The organism is Lysobacter sp. K5869 (genome assembly GCF_018847975.1).
Taxonomy (GTDB): Bacteria; Pseudomonadota; Gammaproteobacteria; order Xanthomonadales; family Xanthomonadaceae; genus Lysobacter.
This window is the reverse complement of record NZ_CP072597.1, coordinates 5,643,750-5,665,059: the sequence shown is the minus strand read 5'-3', so window position 1 is coordinate 5,665,059 and position 21,310 is coordinate 5,643,750. Positions and strand designations below refer to the sequence as shown.

Below are 21,310 nucleotides of genomic sequence, written 5' to 3'. Positions count from 1 at the left end.
CGGCGACGCTTCGTCCTTTTGGAGTCCGCCGTGTTACTGCCCCTGATCTTGCTCTCGGCCGCCGGCTTCACCGTGCTGACGACCGAATTCATCCTCGTCGGCCTGCTGCCCTCGCTCTCGCGCGACCTCGGCGTGAGCGTGTCGCAGGCCGGTCTGCTGGTCACTCTGTTCGCCTTCGCGGTCGCCGCCACCGGCCCGTTCCTCACCGCGTACTTCTCGCGCTTCGAACGCAAGCTCCTCTTCATCATCGTGCTGCTGCTGTTCGCCGCCTCCAACGTGGCCGCGGCGCTGGCGCCGAACCTGGGCGTGATGGCCTTCGCCCGCCTGATCCCCGCCCTCGGCGTGCCGGTGTTCTGGGCGTTGGCCAGCGAAACCGCGGTCGATATCGCCGGCCAGGATCGCGCCGGCAAGGCGATTTCGATGATCTCCTTCGGCGTGATCTGCGCCACGGTGATCGGCGTCCCCACCGGCACCTTGATCGCCGACGCGTTCGGCTGGCGCGCCGCCTTCGTCGCGCTTGCCATCGCCTCGCTGCTCAAGGCCGGCATGCTCTACGCCTTCCTGCCCGACAGCCGCGGCGCGCAGCCGGCGCGGTTGGCCGAACAGTTCCGCGTCCTGCGCGATCCGCGCGTCGGCGGCCACGTGCTGATGTCGGTGATCCTGTTCGCCGGCATCTTCACCGCCTACACCTATCTGGCCGACATGTTCGAGCGCCTCGCCGGCTTCAACGGTGCGGTGGTCGGCTGGGCGCTGATGGCCTTCGGCGCGGTCGGCCTGATCGGCAACACCCTCGGCGGCCGCATCGTCGACCGCCACCCGCTGCGCGCCTCGCTGATCTTCAGCGTGCCGCTGGCGCTGGGCCTGGTGCTGGTGGTGCCGTCGGTGAGCGCGCTGCCGTTGTTCGCGGTGACCTTGGCGCTGTGGGGCATCACCCAGGCGGCGTTGTTCCCGGTCAGTCACGTGCGGGTGATGAAGTCGGCGCCGCAGGCGCCGGCGTTCGCGGCGTCGCTCAACGTGTCCGGTGCGAATTTGGGCATCGGTGTCGGCGCCATCATCGGCGGGCGGGTGATCGATGCGGTGGGTGTCGCTGGTGTGGGCTATGCCGCGGCGGCGTTGGTCGGGTTGTCGGTGGTGGTCGGGTTTGTGTTGATGTCGGCGGGGCAGCCGGCGGAGCCGGAGCCCGAAGGCGCTGCCTGAGCCAGTTCGAAAGCAAAAGCCCCGCCAGTGCGGGGCTTTTGTTTGGTCCGAGCCCTGGCGCGAATCCAGCTGGCCTGGAAAGAAACACGCAGCCAAAGGAAAGGTGAGTTTCCAAACGGTTACAACTCGTTTGCAGTCCCTGGCGACTGATCCGAAACGCCCTTCGACTCCCGACAAGCGGTCTCACGTCTCCAGCACTTGTCAGGGACACTCAGCCGAAGAATGATGTACCCGACCGCCACACGGACCGCGTGGCCCTGACTCGCACTGACATGGAAACGTCCTATCGTGCGCCTCCTCGCATCGTCCACAGCCGCCTGTACCGAGGTGGCTGACGGCGCTCGTCCAAATCGCCTTCCCCGGCGCAGGCTCGCTACCTGCGCTGCATTACCGTGCAAAGGAGTTGCTCGTGAAAGCAAGTACGATCCGGCGTCAAACCCAAGCGCGACCCGTTCTCGCACCATCCTTCGGCATACCGTCCCGTTGCGTTCTCGCGGTCGCCCTGGCAGCGGCCATTCAGACCTTGCCCGCGAGTGCGCTGGCGGCTGAGACCAATCGGGTCTGGACGACCTCCGACGCCATCAACGGCCCGTTCCAGAGCGAATCCGCCGTCAAGGAGGCGATCGTCAAGGGCGTGGTCGACAACGTGTCCGATGGCCAGATGCTTAAGTTCCACAGCGGGCCCAACCTGATCCTGAAGGACAAGGTCATTTCCTCGATTGAGGTGACCCCGATCCCACCGAAGACCGGTGCCTGGACCTGGTCCTTCTACCCGCGCGTTCTTAACGCCGTCTCCTACGACGATGCGCTGGCGAAGACGATAGCCTGGTACGACAACGAGAGCCGCGTGACCGGCTGCACGCCGAACACCGTCATTACCGTCGACCCGAACAGCCAAAAGACTTACTGGGAGGACGGAACCACGCTGCGCATAGAGAACTTCACGTTCTCGGCGACGTATCAAAGCGGCGTATCGGGCACTTGCAAGCCCTCCACCTACAACAATCTGACTATCGGTGGCATCCGTCCCGTCAGTTGTCCCAGCTACCTGACCTGGGACCCGCAAAAGCAAGGGTGCGCCGGCGGCCGGCTTTTCGCTAGCGGCGACTCCGCCTATTACTCCGCACCGGTCCTGCCGCCAGGACAATGCCCGATCGGCAACCCCTGCGATCCGACCACCGGCGACAAAATGCAGCCAGAGGAGGACTTCGATCTCGGCTGGGTCAGCTTCACCCGCTACTTCCACTCGATGACTTCTACGCCGCAGGGCGGGCTCGGCGACAACTGGACCCATTCTCATAACCTGCGGCTCACTGCGGGCAAGAACCCAACCAGTTCCAGCGACACGGTCTACGTCGGCTTGACCGAAGCCGACGGCTCCCAGATCTCGTTCACCCAGGTGGACGATGCCTACGAAAGCGACGACGGCAAGGGCGACCGCGCGGTTAAGGATGGGGAGCAATGGAAGCTCTACCGCAGCGACCGCGTGCTGCGCTTCGGCGCCGATGGTCGTCTGCTGCAGCAACAGTTCGACGACGGAACGTCCTTGACGTACGAATACGACGCCAAGCAGCGGCTCGCGACCATCACCCACAGCACCGGTCGCAGCCTCGTCTTCGCCTATGCCGGCGATGGCGCGCGCGATCCGATCGCCTCGATCAGCACGGCCGGAGAGGCCATCGTCACTTACGGGTATACGGCCGGTGGGCAGGTCGAAACGGCCACGTACGCCAACTCGCTGGGGCGTCGCTATCACTACGAGGACACTCGCTTCCCGCGTTACCTGACCGGCGTTACCACCGAGTTGGGGCAACGCTTCAGCACCTTCGCCTACGACGACAAGGGCCGGGTGATTTCCAGCCAGCATATCGGCGGCGCCGACGGCGTCACGTTGAGCTATCCGGCCGAAGGCGGCACCAAGTTCACCAATCCGCTCGGCCAGGAGACCGAACTGCAACTGGCGGACGCGCCGTGGAGCGGCGGGCCGCAAAAGATCAGCGGACTCAAGGACACCCGCGGCACCGTCGTCACGACCTACAACGACGAGGACAGCGATTTCCGCCGTCGCGTGGCGTCTACCACGGATCGCAACGGCATCGAAACCCGTCACGCCTACGTCGAGGCCACCGACCCCGTGACCGGCGCACTGGCCCGCACGGAAACCATTACCGAGGCGTTCGGCAAACCCGAACAGCGGATGCGGACGATCACGACGGACGTGGCCACCGGGCGCCTCGTTCGTTCGACCGTCGGCAACCAGGAGACCCGCATTGCGCGCAACGCGCGCCTGCAACCTGTCACGCTGACCGTGCGCGATACCGTCACCAATGAACTGCGCACGACCACGCTCGCCTATTGCGAGGCCGCCGACGTCGCTGCGCCCAACAGCACCTGCCCGACCTTGGGGTTGCTCAAGTCCGTGGACGGCCCTCGCGCCGACGTCAACGACACCACCCGCTTCGAGTACTACAGCAGCGACGACAGCACCTGTGCTGCGACGCCGGCCCTGTGCACCTATCGCAAGGGCGATCTGCGCAGGATCATCGATGCACTGGGCCACGCGACTGAAATGCTGGGCTACGATCCTCAAGGCCACCTGCTTTCCGTGATCGATCCCAACGGGGTGATCACGGACTACGAGTACCTTCCGCGGGGTTGGCTGTCGGCAATCAAGCAGCGCGGTACCAACGACGGCACCGAGGGCGATGATCGCATCACCCGACTCGATTATTACCTCACAGGCCCGCTAGAAACGGTCCGGCGTCCCGACGGCACTTTCATGAGCTTCAACTATGACGGCGCCCATCGCCTGGTGAGCATGAGTAACAACGGAGACGGCCAAGTCCGCTACACCCTTGATAACGCTGGTAATCGCAAGGTGGAGGAAGTCAAGCGTTCAAATGGAACCGTCGCAAAGACCCTGTCTCGGATCTACAACTCGTTCGATCAGCTGATCGCGGTGAAAGATTCGGCGCAGAATACGACCCTCTACGATTACGATGTAAACGGAAACCGCAAGTTCGCCACGGACGCGCTCGGACGCAAGACCCAGTACGGCTACGACCCGCTCGACCGGCTGTCCGCGATACAAGAGGACATCACTGGGCTAAATGCTAAGACCCTGGTCAAGTACAACGCGCTGGACCAGATTTCGCAGGTTACCGATCCGAACAACCGGGTGACCACCTTTGCCTACAACGGATTCGGTGATCAAACCAAGCTGACCAGCCCGGACACAGGCGTATCCGATTTCACCTATAACGCTGCCGGCCAGCCTGCGACCAAGAAGGACGCGAACGATACCGTCGCACACCGGTTCACCTACGATGCCTTGAACCGGCTCAAAGCGGAGTTCTACACCGCCACAGGTCCAGCGGATGTCGAGTACGACTACGACACGGTGAATCCCGGTTGCGTGGTCGGCGAGAATTTCGCCGTGGGACATGTCACCGCGATCCGCAAGAACGGCACAGAGCTCAGGTACTGCCACGACCGATTTGGACGGGTGGTGCGCAAAGATCAGATTATCGGTACGCGTACCCTCACGCTGCGATACACCTATACCAAGACCAACCTGCTTCAGAGTGTTACCTACCCCGACGGCGCCGTCGTGGACTATATCTACGGCCCTGACAGGAACCTGTCGGAGGTCGGCGTCACGCCTGTCGGCGGGGTGCGGTCGTCCCTGATCAACAGCACGCTCTACAATCCCGTTGGCCCTATCGCTAGCTGGAACTATGGCCCCATTGCCAGCCGCATCGTGCGACGGACCTACGACCTGGACTACCGCCCGAAGACCATTCTGGACAGTGCTGGCGGTGGCGTGTCGCTCGGCTACGGCTATAACCCTGTCGGCGATCTGACGGAACTCAAGGACGGTATGCAGGGCACGATCCAGGCCACCTACGACTACGATGCGCTGAGGCGGTTGACGGTCACCCGGCATCCCAGCGGCGATCCGCTGGAAACCTACGGTTACGACAAGACCGGGAACCGGACCAGCCTGATGCACGGCACGACCACTACGGAGGCCTACACGTACCCGTCGAGCAATCATCGGCTCGGTGCTGTCGCCGGAGTAGCGCGTGGCTACGATGCCGTCGGCAACACCACCAGCGTCGGCGGTGCGGCACGCGAGTTCGTCTACGACAGCAGCGATCGGCTCACCCAAGTCAAGCAGAATGGAATCGTCAAGGCCGGATATCGATATAACGCTTTGGGCCAGCGCGTCGCCATCGAAAACGGCGCCGGATCGACATTGACCTATACGGTCTATGACGAGGCCGGCAACTGGGTCGGCGACTACGATGCCAACGGCGTGGCTCAGCAGCAAGTCGTCTGGTTCAACAATGCCCCAGCCGGCCTCTTGGTTGGCAGCGGAAGCGCGCAGACCCTAATGTACGTCGAGACAGATCACCTCGGCACGCCGCGGGCCGTCATTGATCCGGCGCGAAACGTCGCGGTCTGGGCCTGGAACGCAAAGAGCGAAGTTTTCGGTAACGATTCGCCAAACCAAGACCCGGACAGCGATGGAACCGCATTCGTATTCAATATGCGCTTCCCCGGGCAACGCTACGACGCCACCAGCGGGTTGTTCTATAACTATCTGCGCGACTATGACCCCACGACAGGAAGATACATGCAGGCAGATCCGATTGGCCTGAAAGGCGGCATCAGTCTTTATGGATATGTCAGCGGCAGTCCGACCTCATATATCGACCCATTCGGGCTAGCGAAGATGAATCTGTTTCCGGAAGATCATAGGCCTGGCAGCACCTGGGACAGTTTCAATCGTCTCCCGGACAGCGAAACCGAATGCCTCATTGGGGGCCACGGGACACCTTTCGAGCTGGCAGGCCATTCTCCCACGGCCTTGGCCGCTCTGATTAGAGCGGACGACGACTGCAAGGACAAACCGATTGTGTTGTACTCCTGCAATACCGGTATTCAGCCGACCGAAAAGGGCAAGGCGCCCTACGGGCGAAATTTGGCAAGGGCAACCGGGCAGTGGGTCTCCGCACCAAATAACTGGGGTTGGCTCCATTACATGGGCGAAACCGGCGTTGCGTGGTACTCCATTGGCCCGAGCAAGAACGGTCTAGACTACCACTCGTCTGAAAGCGAGGTCGACGGCCCGAAGCCAGGGGGCATGGGCGACTTCGTACATTTCCCTCCTCCCAATAAAAAGTGATCGACATGGGCATCCTCAAATTGGTACCGACCTGTTTAGTTCTTCTGTCGTTGAACTGCTTGGCCGATGAGCGTGCCGCTGCGTCCCTACCTGCGGATCGCGTTGTTTCTCAACCGAGCTATCAACTTTCCGCTGAGGCGATCAAACGATTTTCCGAAGAGGCGTACAAGGGGTCAGGGGACGCAGCCGTTAAACTCTCTGATCATTACTTCTACTCACTGCCAAAAGGGAAAATCCCGCAGATGCGTCAGAAGTCGTTGGACTGGGCGCTGATAGGGGCCGAGAATGGTCATGTCCGCGCGATGTATAGGGCCTACCAGTTGATGTCTGTTAGCGACCAGCGGCCGGTGCAGACTCGCTCGCTATTCTGGCTGCAGCAGGCCGCGAAGAATGGAGATGCGGATGCACTGGTACAGATCAAGGAATGCCCGAATCTTGAAGCGAAGCGACCGTTCGACATTCCCTGCTTCGGACCCCAGTCAACAGGGGAGTAATTAAGGTCTCTAAGGGCGAGTTTTGCTTTGAGTATTCCCGGCCGATCGTCCCAGGGCGGTATTGTGTGGACCGGTCTGAGTTGTTGATCGATACCAAGGGCGCAGGCGAACCAAAGATCGGGTTCGTCTATGCCGAGTAGCTGTCTGTAAAAGGAAGCGAGCCCGGCGCCCAGTCCGAGGCCTTTACGACGCCCTAGGTGCACATAGCCGCTTAGCTATCCTATTTAAAAAGGGAGCAGCCTAGCTCCTCCCTTTTCTTTTCCACCTCCAAACAAGTGATCGACATGGCCAGGCTGCAATTCGCACCGTTCTTCCCGATGCTGATGTCGTTTGCTTGCTTGGCCAACGAACCAGTCGCGCTAGTCCAGCCGGAAGACCGCGTTGTTTCTCAACCCAGCTACACACTTTCGGCTGAGCAGATCAAGCAGTTTTCCGAGGAGGCCAATAAAGGTTCTGGCGACGCAGCCATGAAGCTGTCAGATCACTACTTCTATCTGCTGCCCAAAGGAAAGATCGAACAGATGCAGAGAAGGGCTCTCGATTGGGCGCTGATAGGCGCTGAGAACGGGGACCCTCGTCTGATGTTTCGGGCCTATCAGCTGATGGCGGTCAGCAAGGATCGACTGACGCAAACACGCGCGCTCTATTGGCTGGAGCGCGCCGCGAAGAACGGCGATGAAGATGGCGTGCGCGAACTCAAGGCGTGTCCAAACATCGACGCTAAGCGGCGGTTCGGATCTCCCTGCTACGGTCCAGAACCTGCGTAATGCGTAAGGAGCCGGGGAGAACGCTCTCCCGGCGCCAACTTAGCCGTCGGTGCAATAGCGGGATGAGGCATATGCCTAATCACTGGCAATTGTCGATCGCGCCAGACAACAATGTGTCCGCCTCGGCGCTAAGCACCATTCTACGGCCCAGCGGTCGTAATGTTCAGCCGCGTCTTGTTGGAATGCCACGCTCTCCAACCATCGGGTGATGTCATGCGCATGCTGATAATTTCTGCCTTGCTCTCTGTGCTGCTCGTTATGGCCCCCGGCGTCTTCGCGGCTCCTGATGGACTACAAGGACTCGCAGTACTTAAAGGCGATTATCCCGAAGCGAAATACTGGCCTCGCGCCGCGAAAGGGTCCATCGAGTTTTGCGGCGGCGACTGGTGTCAGGAGGTCGTCGGTGTGGGCGCCAAGTCGTCTGAAGAAGCGTGGGACGCGGTGTTCGTCCTGTTCTATTTCCTCGACCGCGACGAGGACTACACGAGGCGCAGAAGCGATGTGGCGGATCGCATCGTTGCGAGGTCGGCGAAGCACTGCTTGGCTCAGACCGGAGACTTGCGCGCGTCCTGCGCTCTGGATTCGCTACAGAAGAAGTTCGGATTAAAGTATCGGCGAGTTCAGTACGACGTCGGATACCGGTGCCATAGCGAAATCGCGGTAAAGCCGCCGTTCTTCACCAAAAAAGGTGGGTGCGTGCGCATGAAGAAAGACGCGTTCCCCGAGCGGACCCATTAGGCCGAAGGTCGAAACGTCGAAGTCAGGTACAAAGTTCAGGCCCCGGCAACGGGGCCTTTCTTTTGGCGACCGCCTCGGCACCCATGTCGGGCAACCGGCCGCACGCCATCGAATCCCGGCCGCGAGCGGATGGACCTCATGGCTGAGCCGTCGAGGCGCGTGTGCGATACGGGGCGTCTCGCACAAATACCAACCAGGTCAAAAGCGGTCAGACTGCTTGAAAGGTGGAACGTCGAGGGATGCGAATGCAATTGATCCAGTACATCGTGATAGGTGCCGTGTTGCTCCTGTCTGGTTGCACCAAGCCTAACTCTGATAGTCAGGAGGTTAAGGGTGAGCGGTCAGCGAGCACCCGCCTGACAAGCAGGGAGTTGCTTTCGACGAGCCTGTATCCGCTGAGCACGTACTATGGAGTGTGCCTAAGGGACACGGGCGTCGTTCGCGGTGCGCTTCGTAATGGTCTGCGCGGTTATCCCACGGTTGGCGAATTGTTGGCTTACGGCGCGGAGTTGAAAATTGCTGTTGGCAAATTCGGCACTGAGCCGAACTCAACTTCAGAAAGGATTGCCTCCTCCCCAGGGCGGGCGGTGCATGTGATTAAAACAGAAGGGAGGCGCAGTCTTTTGGTATCCGATTTCGATGGCTCTGGCAACATGGTCAGTGTTGAGTTCGAAAGCGCTGATCCCAAGGGGTATGGTGCCGCATTAAGCCTAGCCGATAATGTAGTTGCATGTAGTCTGGTACCTGCTTCCACAATAGGGGCATCTCCACCGAGGCCTTCTTCTCCGACTTCATCGAGCCTATCGCCGAGAAGTTTTCGCTCGATCTGTGCGAACACTGGAGCAGCATGGTTGAAGTGACCGGAAAAGATTTCGACGAGTTTTCCCGCCAAATTGACGTGTTGAAAGAGAATCTCAATGCGGATCAGCGACTGTCGGTGGAAGCCAGGGCCGCGATGGATGAAAAATTGACGCGGCTCGTCCTCGATTTTCGGCCCATCTTCGATGCGCGTCCAGAGGCGGTGTTGATCATCGGTTGAGGGGAGTCGGTGCAGGTTGGGCTACGGGATGCCATTATGTACAAAGAAAAGATTATTGCCGCGGGCTTGCAGGGCGATCTTCCGATTCAAGGAATTTCACCCGATGAAATCAGGGAGATCGAACTCGCTCAGCAGGTGGTCGTTCCTCCGGCTTACAGGGCGTTCCTGCTCGAATGCGGCAAGTCTGCCGGATTGCTTTGTGATGATGCTTATTTTTTCTATCCGGATTTGAAATGTCTGAAGCGGGACGTGCAAGAAATTCTCGATGACGACGATGAGGATATGAAGGGGTTCGAGTTCTCTCTTCCTGAGAATGCGCTTGTGATCGGCTCCTATCAGGGGAGGCAGCACGACTACTTGATTTGCGACGGGTCTGGTGACCCCGCCGTCTTTCGTCTGACGCTTATAAAAGGGGGCTCGCGGATCCATGCATCTTTCACTTCATACATCGAACAGATGATCAGGAGCTATCAGGGCATGTATCGAAGCTAACAGGAGAAAAGCGGGGTCATGTTCAGAGATTGGATCGTATCCGCGGGGCTGGATCAGAAAATTCCGATTGCCGGAATGGACGACCGCGAAATCGAGTCGGTGGAAGGCATCCAGGGAGTCAAGCTGCCATCGCTCTACAAGATGTTCTTGCGCGAATGCGGCCGGTCCGCGGGATTGCTGTGCTATGACATCAACTTCTTCTACCCGGATATCGAGGTTCTGAAGAAAAAGCTGCTGGACTTGATCGCGGAGGAGGGTGTCGATTTTCAGTTGCCGGACCATGCATTTGTTTTCTGCGCCTATCAGGGCGCGCAGTTTCAATATTTCATTTGCGATGGAAACGAAGATCCCCCTGTCTATCGGGTGTTCGATGACGGATCGGTCGAGTTGGCTGCTAGCTCGTTCTCGCAGTACATGCGCGAAACCGTCGAGCAATTCAGATCTGCTTTCGCTGGGGAGTTTGCTCAAGAGATCCTCGCGCAGTTGAGGTGATTGAGGCGCTGTCGACGGCAAGGCTGACAAGCGGCCGGATCTCGATGGCGACATGGTTCGCTCCGAGGCCGAGGCAGTGAGCCTCGCGCGCGGGCTGCGACGGCTCGCGCGCAAGCCGACGGGCTTGCACGCAAGGCTTGCGGGTTTGCGACCGCAAGGTTTTGTGAGTGGCGCGCAACGCTAAATGTCTTGCGGTTGGCTCGAAAAAGGGTCGCGGGCAAGGCGATTCGTCCCGGTCGTAACGCAACAGGACTCGAACTCGCAACACGTTGGGTCTTGCGGTCGGGTGTTTTGGGTTTGCGACGGGATCGCGTGGGCCGGCGATGAGGCTCGGCGGCTTGTGTTCAAGGAAAATCGGGTTGCGTGCGACTCATGGCGGCTTGCGTTCGCGCCGTGGTGACTTGCGCGCAAGGTAAAAACACTTGCGATTGCAGCAGAGCCGAAGGTCGCCGCCGGCCGGACGGCGACCGGTGGGCGGGGAGGGAGCTTAGTCGGAGCGGATCGTTTCGAGGTTGCCGTGGACTTGGTCGGCCCAGAGGCGGAACACGCGGGCCAGGGCGCGGCGGCGGGATTGTTCGGGTTTGCTGCGCAGGTCGGGCGTCGGGGCGGTGGCGGGGTCGATGGTTTGGGCGGTGCCGATCAGTTCGTCGCGGAGGGCTCGCAGGCTCTGGCAGGTGCCACACTAGTTCCTACACCCCATGGGCTGTGTCATGAACCTAGCCAACATCAATGCCGCGGCAGCGCTCTACAAAGTCCTTCCGCCCAACCTGTTCCTGGTCGCCATTGAAGGCGCTCCTCAGAGAAGGGGTTTTGGCTACAACGACTACACGTGCGTTTTTGGAAAGGATCCGGAGGCCGACCCTGGAGACGAGTTCGATGGAGTTCAATTAATTTTTGTAACGGAAAAAATCACTATTTCCGAGCAGGAGGCCTACGAAGGCGTTCTGAAGGCCATTGCGGAGTTTTCCGCATCTCACCCTCAGCTCATCGCGAGACTTGAAGGCGCTTCTGCACTCATCGCTCGCGAAATTGAAGCACTACGCAAGCCCTTAGATCCCAGCGCCGGCACTCTTTGATTTTTACGCAGCGCTACTTGCGATAGCGGTCGAAATGCCCGTGTTCGGGAGCGGCGGAGCCGAAGGTCGCCGCCGGCCGGACGGCGACCGGTGGGCGGGGAGGGGGCTTAGTCGGAGCGGATCGTTTCGAGGTTGCCGTGGACTTGGTCGGCCCAGAGGCGGAAGACGCGGGCTAGGGCGCGGCGGCGGGATTGTTCGAGATCGTCGGCGTCTGAAGCGGGTGTGGCAGCTGAGTCGATGGCTTGAGCGATACCGATCAATTCGGCATAGAACGCCTGTAGGCCATGGTAGGCGTCGACTGGCAATAGGACGTAGTCCGCTGCAATTGCGGGCGTAGACTTTCGAGACATATGCGGAACTCCCGTATTAAGGAAATCCACCGCTTCGGGGGTGGATGCCGCTGTACGAGGAGTTTCTACGCTCCGATGCGGAGCCTGCTACTCGCGAAAACTCCTGTCAAATGGACGTTCGCGAAGCCCTTCAAGTTGTGTGTAACGAGAGTGTGCGCAATGCACATCAAACCGAAAGCCACAACGGCACCGCGAACAACACCGCGCCCAAAACGAACAGCGCCGTCAACGCATGCACCATCGGCCGATTGATCCGCAGAAACACGAACTGCTCGATGGTCCGTCCGACCCAGAACAACGACATCCCCAGCAACACCGCGCGCCCCAGCGCGGTGCGTTGCAGCTCGTCGGGAAACACGAAGCACAGCGCGGCGATGCCGAGCAGAACGTAGATCAGCCGCAGGTTGAGGATCTGGATGATCGCGCGATCGGCGACCGTCGCGGTGCGCAAGGTCTGCCGCCAGCGAAACAGTTTCCAGAACGCGACGTGGAACAACGCGAAACCCAGGCTGTGCAAGCCGGCGAGGTAAATCCACGTCGTGGCGTCCATGCGCGCACTCTAGCCGATGCGCGCCGCGGCGGGCGCGCATCGGTGTCGCACCCCGCGCGCGTCCGTGCGCGCGGGGCGGGCGTGGCTTTCAGTGGCCGTGTCCGTTGCCGTTGCCGTGGCAATCGCACGGCACCGCCAGCGCGTAGGCCGCGGCGTCGTGGGCGTTGTAGCCCAGGGTGCCGTAGCCGTCGGTGGCGGTGCCCCAGACGTTGAGCACTTCGGCGAAGGCGGCGTTGGCGCAGCCGCCGCTGGGGCCGGGGTTCACCGTCAGCAGCGTGTTCACCGGGACCGGTTTGGAGTAGACGAAGTCCGGGCCTTCGCTGAAGTTGCCGTCGGTGGATGCGGCGCTGGCGGCGCCGACGATGCCGCCGGTGTCGGCTTGCGGCACGGGCGTGGAGGTGCCGCGCGTGGTGGTGTAGTCGAAGGTGGCGAAGCCCCACGGGTGGCGGGCGAGGAAGGACAAGGTCGCCACGGCGCCGGGTTGGTACTCGATGAAGCCGCATTCGGCATCGACGCTGAGGCCGGCGCCGGACACCGGGTAGATGTCGGCGTCGCAGCGGTTGTTGTCCACGCGCAGGATCATGCGGAAGCCGACCAGGTGCGCGCCGCTCATCACGCGGTTGAACGCGGGCGCGGCGATGGTGTCGACTTCGTCGGCGCCGAACGGCGCGTTCTCGTCCGCGATGGCCAGGGTGATGCCGGCGGCGGTCCAATCGACCAGGCTGTTGTCGGCGCGCAGCAGTTCCAGCTTGAGTTCGTACTGGCCGGCGGCGGCCGCGGCTTTCTCGGCGTCGGTGGCGCCGGCGGGCAGGCCGCTGGGCAGCAACGTGGTTTCGAAATGCGCGCTGGCGAGGTCTTCGCGTTCGTCCAGGGTTTCCCAGTCCAGGCCGGGCGCGGGCGGGTCGGGCGGTTGGATGCGGAACTTGTTGTCGCCGTCCGGGCCCATCGGGTCGGACGGGAACGCGGGCAGGCCGCCCGGGCCGAGCACCGAGTAGTGGCGCTTCACGTCGCGGGTGACGATGGTCCACGCGCCGACGGCGGGCGTGCTGCCGTCGGGGCCGGTGAGCCGGCGGTACGACCAGCGATAGTGGGTGATGCCGGCGGCGATGAGGTTGCCGCGGCTCATCCAGACGCGCGGTTCGATCTTGCCGCCGAACGGCGCGCCGCCTGTGGTGAGGCCGTTGGTCTGCAGTTGTTTGAGGCTCACGCCGCGGCCGATCGACATCACCGCGACGCTGAGGCCGGGCAGGTCGGGATCGCCGCCGCAAGCGGGCACGCGCGGGTCGTCCACGCGCAAGATCACTTCGGTGCCGCAGACGTAGTTCCAGTGCGTCCAGCAGGCGATGGGCGGGCGGTACACGGTTTCCCAACTGCCGCCGATGGGGTATTCGACCCAGAAATACAGGTCGGGATGATCGCCGTCGCAACGGAAGATCAGCAGTTTTTCGAAGCGGCCGAAGGCGTCGGTTTCCACCACCGCCAGTTCGTCGCAGCGGAAGCGCCACCACCACCACGGCCACAGGCACAGGTAGTACTTCAGCGAGTCGATATTGAGCGTGAGCGCGCTGCGGATCTGGTTGATCGACGAGGCGGTGAGTCCGGCCAGCGGCGTGCCTTGCAGTTGCAGCGCGATGCCGGGCGGCAGCGGTTGCGGGTTGAGCGCGACGCGGTCGAGATTGCTGCGCGCGAGGCCGCCGACGTTGGGCTGCGGCTGCGGGCTGATCGCGGCCTCGACGCCTGGGAAACGCAGCGGCGTGCGGACGCGCGCGATCGGATCGGGGTCCGGGCCGGGGCGCGGCGGGATCGGGATCTTGCGCAGCACCGCGTGCAGCAGGTCGTCGCGCAGGCGCAGGATGTCGCGGTCGGGGAGCTGGGCGATGATCAGCGGCCAGCGGTCCACTTCGCAGATGTGCACGCGCGCGCCGCAGACGGGACGGTCCTGCGTGTGGCCGGCGGGGCCGACCGGGCGCACGACGCGGCCGCGCACCGGGCAGAAGCAGAACGGCCATAGGTCGATGACGCGGCCGGGCACGCGCACGTGATCGACCAGGCGGCCGCGCAGGCCGTCGGCGAGCACGATCTCGTAACCGTGGGCGCGCTGCATGTCGCGCAGCGTGGGTTGTTTGTCGGCGTTGTCGGGGGCGAGGAACACGCGGCTTTCGCGCGCCTGTTTTTCGTTCAACGGTAGCGCGACGGCGCCGTCGCGCACGGGGGCGCGGGCGATCATGCGGCCGTTGCGGTCGAAGGCGTACGCGTGCACGTCGCCTTGGGCGGGTTTCTCCAGTTCGATCTTCAGCGTGAGCGTTGCGTTGGTGGCGGGGGTCTTGGCCATGACGGCTATCCTCATCGGCATAGGGACACGCCGCCGCGCGGCGGCGCGACGGCACAGGAAGACCCGGCCCGCGCGATCGGCAGGCAAGAACGAAGAACGGGAGGGAAGTACGGCGGATGACGGTCCGGCGCTACGCGTCCTGTGGGGGAGGATCTCCTACCCCTGACCAACGCGGGCGACCCGCGCGCACGGACGCGCGGCGTCGCCGCGGGGATTACAGCCGACGAGCGGTCGCGCGGCGCTTAGGATTTGCGCGGCGACACGCGCATGGTGATGCGTGCGCGAAACACGGTTTCCTTGGCCGGATTTTCGATGTCCACGTTTACCGGCAAGTCGTAGGGCGCGTCGGATTCGACGATGGGCGCGGCCGGGGTGGCGATGGCGCGCAGGGTGCCGACGGCTTTTTTCAGGTATTCGACCTGCATGCCGACGGGAATCCAGCGCATCGACTTGGGGATGCTGACGTCGGTCATCACGCCGCCGGTGAGTTCGGCGAGGTTGCACAGGGCGATGGCGTGGACAGTGCCGAGGTGGTTGGTGACGGCGCGGCGGTGTTGGATCGTCGCGGTGCAGCGGTTGGATTCGAGCGATTCGAAGCGCGGTTTGATGCTGCCGAAGTAGGGCGCCTTGAAGCAGACGGCGCGCGAGAACAGCCAGTGGCCGGCGGGGTAGCGGGTGAGCTTCTTGTAGAGCGAGAGGACGTTGGCGCTCATGGCGGGGCGGGCTCGTCGTTGAGTGGGTGGACGTGGTGCGCGTCGTGTTTCGCTGCCGTCATTTCCGCGAAGGCGGGCTTCGCTTTGCTTCGGCGTGGCCGAACGGCCGGAGACTTCAGCGGCCTCTCTCTCCCGTCATTCCCGCGAACGCGGGAATCCAGGGCTTTACCGCGGCATGACTCTGAAGTCTCTGGACCCCCGCGTTCGCGGGGATGACGGTAGGTGGGTGGGGTCGGGTTGTTGCCGAGTGGGGCGGCCGTGGTCGTGATCGCGATGGCAGCGGCTCCGCATCGATGACGAACCCCCGATACCAAAACGGCGGACCCGAAGGCCCGCCGTTCCAGTCATGCATCGCCTCGCATGCGCGGGCGCTGCGCGCTTACGCGGCCGCGCGCGTGTCGCCGCGGCCGGCGTCCTGCGCGTACGGCTTGTAGCCGGCCGAACGCAGTTCGGCGGCGTCGAAGTCGTCCACGCTGATCGCGTCGATGGTCATCTCGCGCAGTTCTTCCAACTGCTTGCGCTCCTCGGCGGTGATCCAGCCTTCGCGCACGCCCTCGTCGAGCTGGCCGGCGAAGTCCAGCGCCTGGATGTCGCTGTTCTTCAGCGCCTTGAGGAACTTGCGCTCGACCGGTTCGGCCAGGATCACCTTCTGCAGGTAGCTGTTGATGCGGCCGGCCGGGTTGTTCGCGCACGGGGTCAGGAACACGCCGTCGGCGAGGCGGTCGCGGGCGTCGTTGGGCGACATCAGCAGGGCGGCGGCGCGGTGGCCGAGGCGGTCGCTCGGCGCCTGCGCGCGGCGGCCCCAGGGGAAGATCAGCGCCCACAGCAGGTAGCCGACCGGGCGGATCGGGAAGTTGCGCAGCGCGCCCGACAGCGCCAGTTCGATCTTGTGCACGGCGTCGTGGAAGGCCCAGGCCAGCAGCGGCTGGTCGCCGACCGGACGGCCTTCGTCCTCGTAGCGCTTGAGCATCGAGCTGGCGATGTAGAGCTGGCTGAGCACGTCGCCCAGGCGGCCCGACAGCGATTCCTTGAACTTGAGCTTGCCGCCGAGCAGCAGCATCGAGGTGTCGGCCATCAGCGCCAGCGTCGCCGAATAGCGGTTGAGCTTGCGGTAGTAGCGGCGGGTGTAGGCGTCGCCCGGCGCGGCGCCGATGCGCGAGGCGGTCAGGCCGTACCACAGGCTGCGCACCGCGTTGGAGATGGCGAAGCCGATGTGGCCGAACAGGTTCTTGTCGAACTCGCGCAGCGCTTCGGCCTTGTCGGGCAGCATCGCCGCCTTCATTTCCTTGAGCACCCACGGGTGGCACAGGATCGCGCCCTGGCCGAAGATCATCAGCGAGCGCGTCATGATGTTCGCGCCTTCCACCGTGATCATGATCGGCACCGCCTGCCAGTTGCGGCCGGCGTAGTTCTTCGGGCCGAGGATGATGCCCTTGCCGCCGTGGATGTCCATCACGTCCTTGGCCACGTCGCGGGCCATGTCGGTGCAGTGGTACTTGGCGATGGTCGAGGGCACGGCGGGGTTTTCGCCGCGCGCCACGGCGGCGGCGGTGGCTTGCGACAGCGCGCTGACCGCGTAGGCGTGGCCGGCGATGCGCGCCAGCGCTTCTTCCACGCCTTCGAAGCGGCCGACCGAGAGGCCGAACTGCTTGCGGATGCGGGCGTAGGCGCCGGTGACGACCGCGCCCATCTTGGAGCCGCCGCTGCCCGAGGAGGGCAGGGTGATCGAGCGGCCGATCGACAGGCATTCGACCAGCATCTGCCAGCCCTTGCCGGCGTAGGCTTCGCCGCCGATCAACTGGCTCAGCGGGATGAACACTTCGCGGCCGTGGATCGGGCCGTTCTGGAAGGTGCAGTTGAGCGGGAAGTGGCGGCGGCCGACTTCGACGCCGGCGGTGTCGCGCGGCACCAGCGCCAGGGTGATGCCGATGTCGCGCTTGTCGCCGATCAGGCCGTCCGGGTCGTACATGCGGAAGGCCAGGCCGATCAGCGTGGCGACCGGCGCGAGAGTGATGTAGCGCTTATCGAAGGTGAGCTTGACGCCGACCACGCGCGCGCCGTTCCACTCGCCCATGGTGACGATGCCGTAGTCGGGAATCGAGGTCGCGTCGGAGCCCGCCCACGGGCCGGTCAGGCCGAAGCAGGGCACTTCGCGGCCGTCGGCCAGGCGCGGCAGGTAGTGGTCTTTCTGTTCCTGGGTGCCGTAGTGCATCAGCAGTTCGGCCGGGCCCAGCGAGTTGGGCACGCCGACGGTGGAGCTGACCACGCTGGAGATCGACGACAGCTTCTGGATGACCTTGTGGTTGGCCAGCGCGGTGAAGCCCAGGCCGCCGTATTCTTTCGGAATGTTGAGGCCGAAGAACTTGTTCTTCTTGATGTAGTCCCACAGCTGCGGCGACAGATCGGCGTCGACGTGGGTGATCTGCCAATCGTTGGTCATCTTGCACAGCTCTTCGGTCGGGCCGTCGAGGAAGGCTTGTTCCTCGGCGGTCAGCACCGGCTTGGGCTGGCTCAGCAGTTGCTGCCAGTCGGGCTTGCCCGAGAACAGCTCGCCTTCGAAACCGACGGTGCCGGCTTCCAGCGCGGTGCGCTCGGTTTCCGACAGCGGCGGCAGGATCTTGGTGTAGAAGCCCAGCAGCGGCTTGGTGATGAACGGCAGGCGGATCGCCGGGATCAGCAGCGGCAGCGCGATCGCGGCGACCAACACCGCGGCGATGATCGTCGCGGTCGGGTTGGCGCCGAGCAGCCAGCAGGCGACCAGCGCGGTCGCAGTCAGCGCGGCCCACACCGGCAAGCGCAGGCGGTGGTAGGCGGCGACCGCGCCGATTAGTAAGAAGGCGAGGAAGGGGATCGCGATGCTCATGACGGCGCTCCAGGAGTTACGGCTGGAATCAAGCGGGAGGGCGTTAGAAGGCCGGCTGTGACGCTGGACCTATTTACGGCTCGTTCGGGTGGTTCGCGCGTGATGCCGGCCATTCAAACGCTGGCATCAAACGCATAACATACGGGCGAGTATGGATTCGGCCTCGGAGTGCTGTCAACCGGCCTGCGGCGGTTTTTCGCGCAACGCTGCGTCCGTGTGCCGGATGGCGGCGGTAAGGGCCGAAAACGACGGTTTTCGCCGGTGTTCGTGTTGCGTTGCAGCATTAACTTCCTGAGTCGTTTCGGAACGGTTTGCTGCACTGCGTACTGTTCCCGACCGGGGCGTATGGATAAACTTGTCATCCATGAACCAGCCCGCCTCGAACAAGCCCGAGCCCGCGCTCGACACGCCGTCCGCCGACGCCAAGTCCGCCGCTGCTTCCGCCAAGGCCGACGCCAAGCCCGAACGCAGCGGACGCCTCAGCGCCGACGACTGGGCGCAGGCCGCGCTCGACCTGATCGCCGAACAAGGCGTCGCCGCGGTCGCGGTGGAACCGCTCGCGCGCCGGCTCGGCGTGACCAAGGGCAGCTTCTACTGGCACTTCCCCTCGCGCGATGCGTTGTTGGTCGCCGCGTTGGAGCGCTGGGAAAAAGTCGAACAGGAAACCGTGTTCGGCCAGCTCGAACCGATTCCCGATCCGCGCCAGCGCTTGCGTTCGCTGTTCCACCTCGTCGCGCACGAGGTCAAGTCGCACATCATTTATTCCGAGCTGCTCAAGGCGCTGGACCATCCCGCCGTGCAGCCGGTGATCGGCCGCGTCTCCGAACGCCGCCTGGATTACCTCACCGCATCCTTCCGCCAAGCCGGCCTGAGCCGCACCGACGCGCAGCACCGCGCGCGGCTGCTCTACGCCGCCTATGTCGGCTTCCTGCAGCTGAACTTGCAGCTGCACCAGACCCGCATGCAACACGACGAGTTCGAGGCCTATGTCGAGCACATGATGGCCACGCTCATTCCCTCGTCGTAACCCGCTTCCTTTTCCGATCCCCCGGCTGGAGAGCAATGCCGTGAATGCCAATTTGAAAGATCCCGCCCCCGCGACGTCCGTGCCGGGGAGCGCGGGCAGTTCGTTGCCGGCGCTCAACGAGTGGGTGGCGCAGGTGGCCGCGCTGACCCGTCCCGACAAGATCCATTGGTGCGACGGCAGCGACGCCGAGTACCAGGCGCTGCTGCAGCAGATGCTGGCCGACGGCACGCTGGAAACCTTGAATCAGGACACCCATCCGGGCAGCTATCTGCACCGCTCGCATCCCGACGATGTCGCGCGCGTGGAGCACCTGACCTTCGTCTGCACCCAGCAGCCCGAGGACGCCGGCCCGAACAACCATTGGATGGCGCCGCGCGAGGCGCACGCCAAGATGGATGCGCTGTTCGAGGGCTGCATGAAGGGACGCACGATGTACGTGATCCCGTACTGCATGGGCCCGATCGATTCGCCGCTGGCGCGTTGCGGCGTGGAGATCACCGATTCGCCGTACGTGGTCGCCAACATGCGCACGATGACGCGCATGGGCGCCGCGGCGCTCAAGCGCATCGAGTCGGGCGACTCGTTCGTGCGCGGTCTGCACTCCATCGGCGAACTCGATCCCGAGCGCCGTTTCATCATGCATTTCCCCGATGAGCTGACCATCAAGTCGTTCGGCTCGGGCTACGGTGGCAACGCGCTGCTCGGCAAGAAGTGCCACGCGCTGCGCATCGCCTCGCATCAGGCCCGCGGCGAAGGCTGGCTGGCCGAGCACATGCTGATCGTCGGCATCGAGAATCCGCAGGGCGAAACCCATTACGTCGCCGCGGCGTTCCCGTCGGCGTGCGGCAAGACCAACCTCGCCATGCTGATTCCGCCGGAAGGCTATCGTCAGGCCGGCTGGAAGGTGTGGACGGTCGGCGACGACATCTGCTGGATGCGCCCGGGCGCCGACGGCCGTTTGTACGCGATCAATCCCGAGGCCGGCTATTTCGGCGTCGCGCCGGGCACCTCGGTGAAGTCGAATCCGAACGCGCTGGCGTCGATCCGCACCAACACCATCTTCACCAACGTCGGCGTCACCGCCGATGCGCAGCCGTGGTGGGAAGGCCTGGACAACGGCCTCACCCCGGTCACCGACTGGCGCGGCAACGGCTACGACGCCGCCAAGGGCCCGGCCGCGCATCCGAACTCGCGCTTCACGGTGTCGGCCAAGCAGTGCCCGAGCTATTCGCCGGAAGCGGAGAACCCCGCCGGCGTGCCGATCTCGGCGATCGTGTTCGGCGGCCGCCGCGCCTCGCTGGTGCCGCTGGTGTTCGAGGCCCGCGACTGGACCCACGGTGTGCTGGTCGGCGCCGCGATGGGCTCGGAAACCACCGCCGCCGCGACCGGCGCGGTCGGCGTGATGCGCCGCGATCCGATGGCGATGAAGCCGTTCTGCGGCTACAACTTCGCCGATTACTTCGGCCATTGGCTGTCGTTCGACAAGGCCGACGCGAAGCTGCCGAAGGTGTTCCACGTCAACTGGTTCCGCAAGGGCGACGACGGCAAGTTCCTGTGGCCGGGCTTCGGCGACAACCTGCGCGTGCTGGAGTGGATGATCGGCCGGGTCAAGGGCGAGGCCGGCGCGGCGGAAACGCCGATCGGCCATCTGCCGCAGGCATCGGATCTCAACCTCGACGGCGTCCAGCTGAGCGAGGAAGCCCACGCCAAGCTGTTCGGCTTCGACCATGCCGGCTGGACCGCCGAGTTCGACAGCATCGGCGAGTATCTGGGCGAGTACGGCCCGCGCATGCCGCAGGCGCTGCACGATGAGCAGCAGCGGATCGCGGCGGCGCTGAAGGGCTGATTCTGGTTTAAGCAACGAGCGGAGAGGAACGAGGAACGAGTGGGGCGCGGTCTGGCCCGGCTCGGCTCTCGTTCCTCTCTGCGTTTCCGGCCCCGCCCGCCGCCAGCCCGCCCACCGCCTGACTCCAAAGAAAACCGCCCCCC

The 21,310-nt window shown here is 63.6% G+C and carries 15 protein-coding genes; 11 read left to right on the top strand and 4 right to left on the bottom strand.

The window, feature by feature from the left end:
- Positions 1-30 precede the first annotated feature (30 nt).
- The 9 genes from J5226_RS24030 to J5226_RS23990 all read left to right on the top strand — a co-directional run bounded on the left by J5226_RS24030 (position 31) and on the right by J5226_RS23990 (position 11,486).
- Positions 31-1,197, top strand: a complete 1,167-nt coding sequence (locus tag J5226_RS24030; protein WP_255322921.1) for an MFS transporter — start codon at positions 31-33, stop codon at positions 1,195-1,197.
- Between the two features lie 409 nt (positions 1,198-1,606).
- The gene (locus J5226_RS24025) at positions 1,607-6,388 is read left to right on the top strand and encodes an RHS repeat-associated core domain-containing protein (RefSeq protein ID WP_215837574.1); all 4,782 of its coding nucleotides are present in this window, start codon (positions 1,607-1,609) and stop codon (positions 6,386-6,388) included.
- Between the two features lie 5 nt (positions 6,389-6,393).
- Complete coding sequence (locus J5226_RS24020; protein WP_215837572.1) at positions 6,394-6,882, top strand: hypothetical protein; 489 nt, start codon at positions 6,394-6,396, stop codon at positions 6,880-6,882.
- Between the two features lie 284 nt (positions 6,883-7,166).
- On the top strand, positions 7,167-7,649 hold the full coding sequence (locus tag J5226_RS24015; RefSeq protein WP_215837570.1) for a hypothetical protein: 483 nt from the start codon (positions 7,167-7,169) through the stop codon (positions 7,647-7,649).
- 213 nt (positions 7,650-7,862) lie between these two features.
- Positions 7,863-8,387: a hypothetical protein gene (locus J5226_RS24010; protein WP_215837568.1), complete on the top strand. Its 525-nt coding sequence runs from the start codon at positions 7,863-7,865 to the stop codon at positions 8,385-8,387.
- 847 nt (positions 8,388-9,234) lie between these two features.
- Positions 9,235-9,426, top strand: a complete 192-nt coding sequence (locus J5226_RS24005; RefSeq protein ID WP_215837566.1) for a hypothetical protein — start codon at positions 9,235-9,237, stop codon at positions 9,424-9,426.
- Between the two features lie 36 nt (positions 9,427-9,462).
- Positions 9,463-9,918, top strand: coding sequence for an SMI1/KNR4 family protein (locus J5226_RS24000; RefSeq protein WP_215837564.1), 456 nt, complete (start codon positions 9,463-9,465; stop codon positions 9,916-9,918).
- An 18-nt stretch (positions 9,919-9,936) separates the two neighbouring features.
- Positions 9,937-10,410, top strand: coding sequence for an SMI1/KNR4 family protein (locus J5226_RS23995; RefSeq protein WP_215837562.1), 474 nt, complete (start codon positions 9,937-9,939; stop codon positions 10,408-10,410).
- 710 nt (positions 10,411-11,120) lie between these two features.
- A complete protein-coding gene (locus tag J5226_RS23990; protein WP_215837560.1) occupies positions 11,121-11,486 on the top strand; it encodes a hypothetical protein in 366 nt (121 codons plus the stop codon).
- A gap of 516 nt (positions 11,487-12,002) precedes the next feature.
- Here the strand turns inward: J5226_RS23990 and J5226_RS23985 are convergent.
- The 4 genes from J5226_RS23985 to J5226_RS23970 all read right to left on the bottom strand — a co-directional run bounded on the left by J5226_RS23985 (position 12,003) and on the right by J5226_RS23970 (position 18,294).
- Positions 12,003-12,386, bottom strand: a complete 384-nt coding sequence (locus tag J5226_RS23985; RefSeq protein ID WP_215837558.1) for a hypothetical protein — start codon at positions 12,384-12,386, stop codon at positions 12,003-12,005.
- An 88-nt stretch (positions 12,387-12,474) separates the two neighbouring features.
- Positions 12,475-14,718 carry a hypothetical protein gene (locus J5226_RS23980; protein WP_215837556.1) on the bottom strand — a complete coding sequence of 748 codons (2,244 nt, stop codon included), beginning with the start codon at positions 14,716-14,718 and terminating at the stop codon, positions 12,475-12,477.
- Positions 14,719-14,960: 242 nt separating this feature from the next.
- Positions 14,961-15,431 (bottom strand): hotdog fold domain-containing protein, encoded by a 471-nt coding sequence (locus tag J5226_RS23975; protein WP_215837554.1) that lies wholly within the window; start codon positions 15,429-15,431, stop codon positions 14,961-14,963.
- Positions 15,432-15,810: 379 nt separating this feature from the next.
- Positions 15,811-18,294, bottom strand: a complete 2,484-nt coding sequence (locus J5226_RS23970) for an acyl-CoA dehydrogenase (protein ID WP_215837552.1) — start codon at positions 18,292-18,294, stop codon at positions 15,811-15,813.
- Positions 18,295-18,658: 364 nt separating this feature from the next.
- On the opposite strand from J5226_RS23970, the gene J5226_RS23965 reads away from it, so the two are divergent.
- Together J5226_RS23965 and J5226_RS23960 are read left to right on the top strand one after the other, a co-directional pair.
- On the top strand, positions 18,659-19,321 hold the full coding sequence (locus J5226_RS23965; RefSeq protein WP_215837550.1) for a TetR/AcrR family transcriptional regulator: 663 nt from the start codon (positions 18,659-18,661) through the stop codon (positions 19,319-19,321).
- Between the two features lie 40 nt (positions 19,322-19,361).
- Positions 19,362-21,167 (top strand): phosphoenolpyruvate carboxykinase (GTP), encoded by a 1,806-nt coding sequence (locus J5226_RS23960; protein ID WP_255322920.1) that lies wholly within the window; start codon positions 19,362-19,364, stop codon positions 21,165-21,167.
- Positions 21,168-21,310 lie beyond the last annotated feature (143 nt).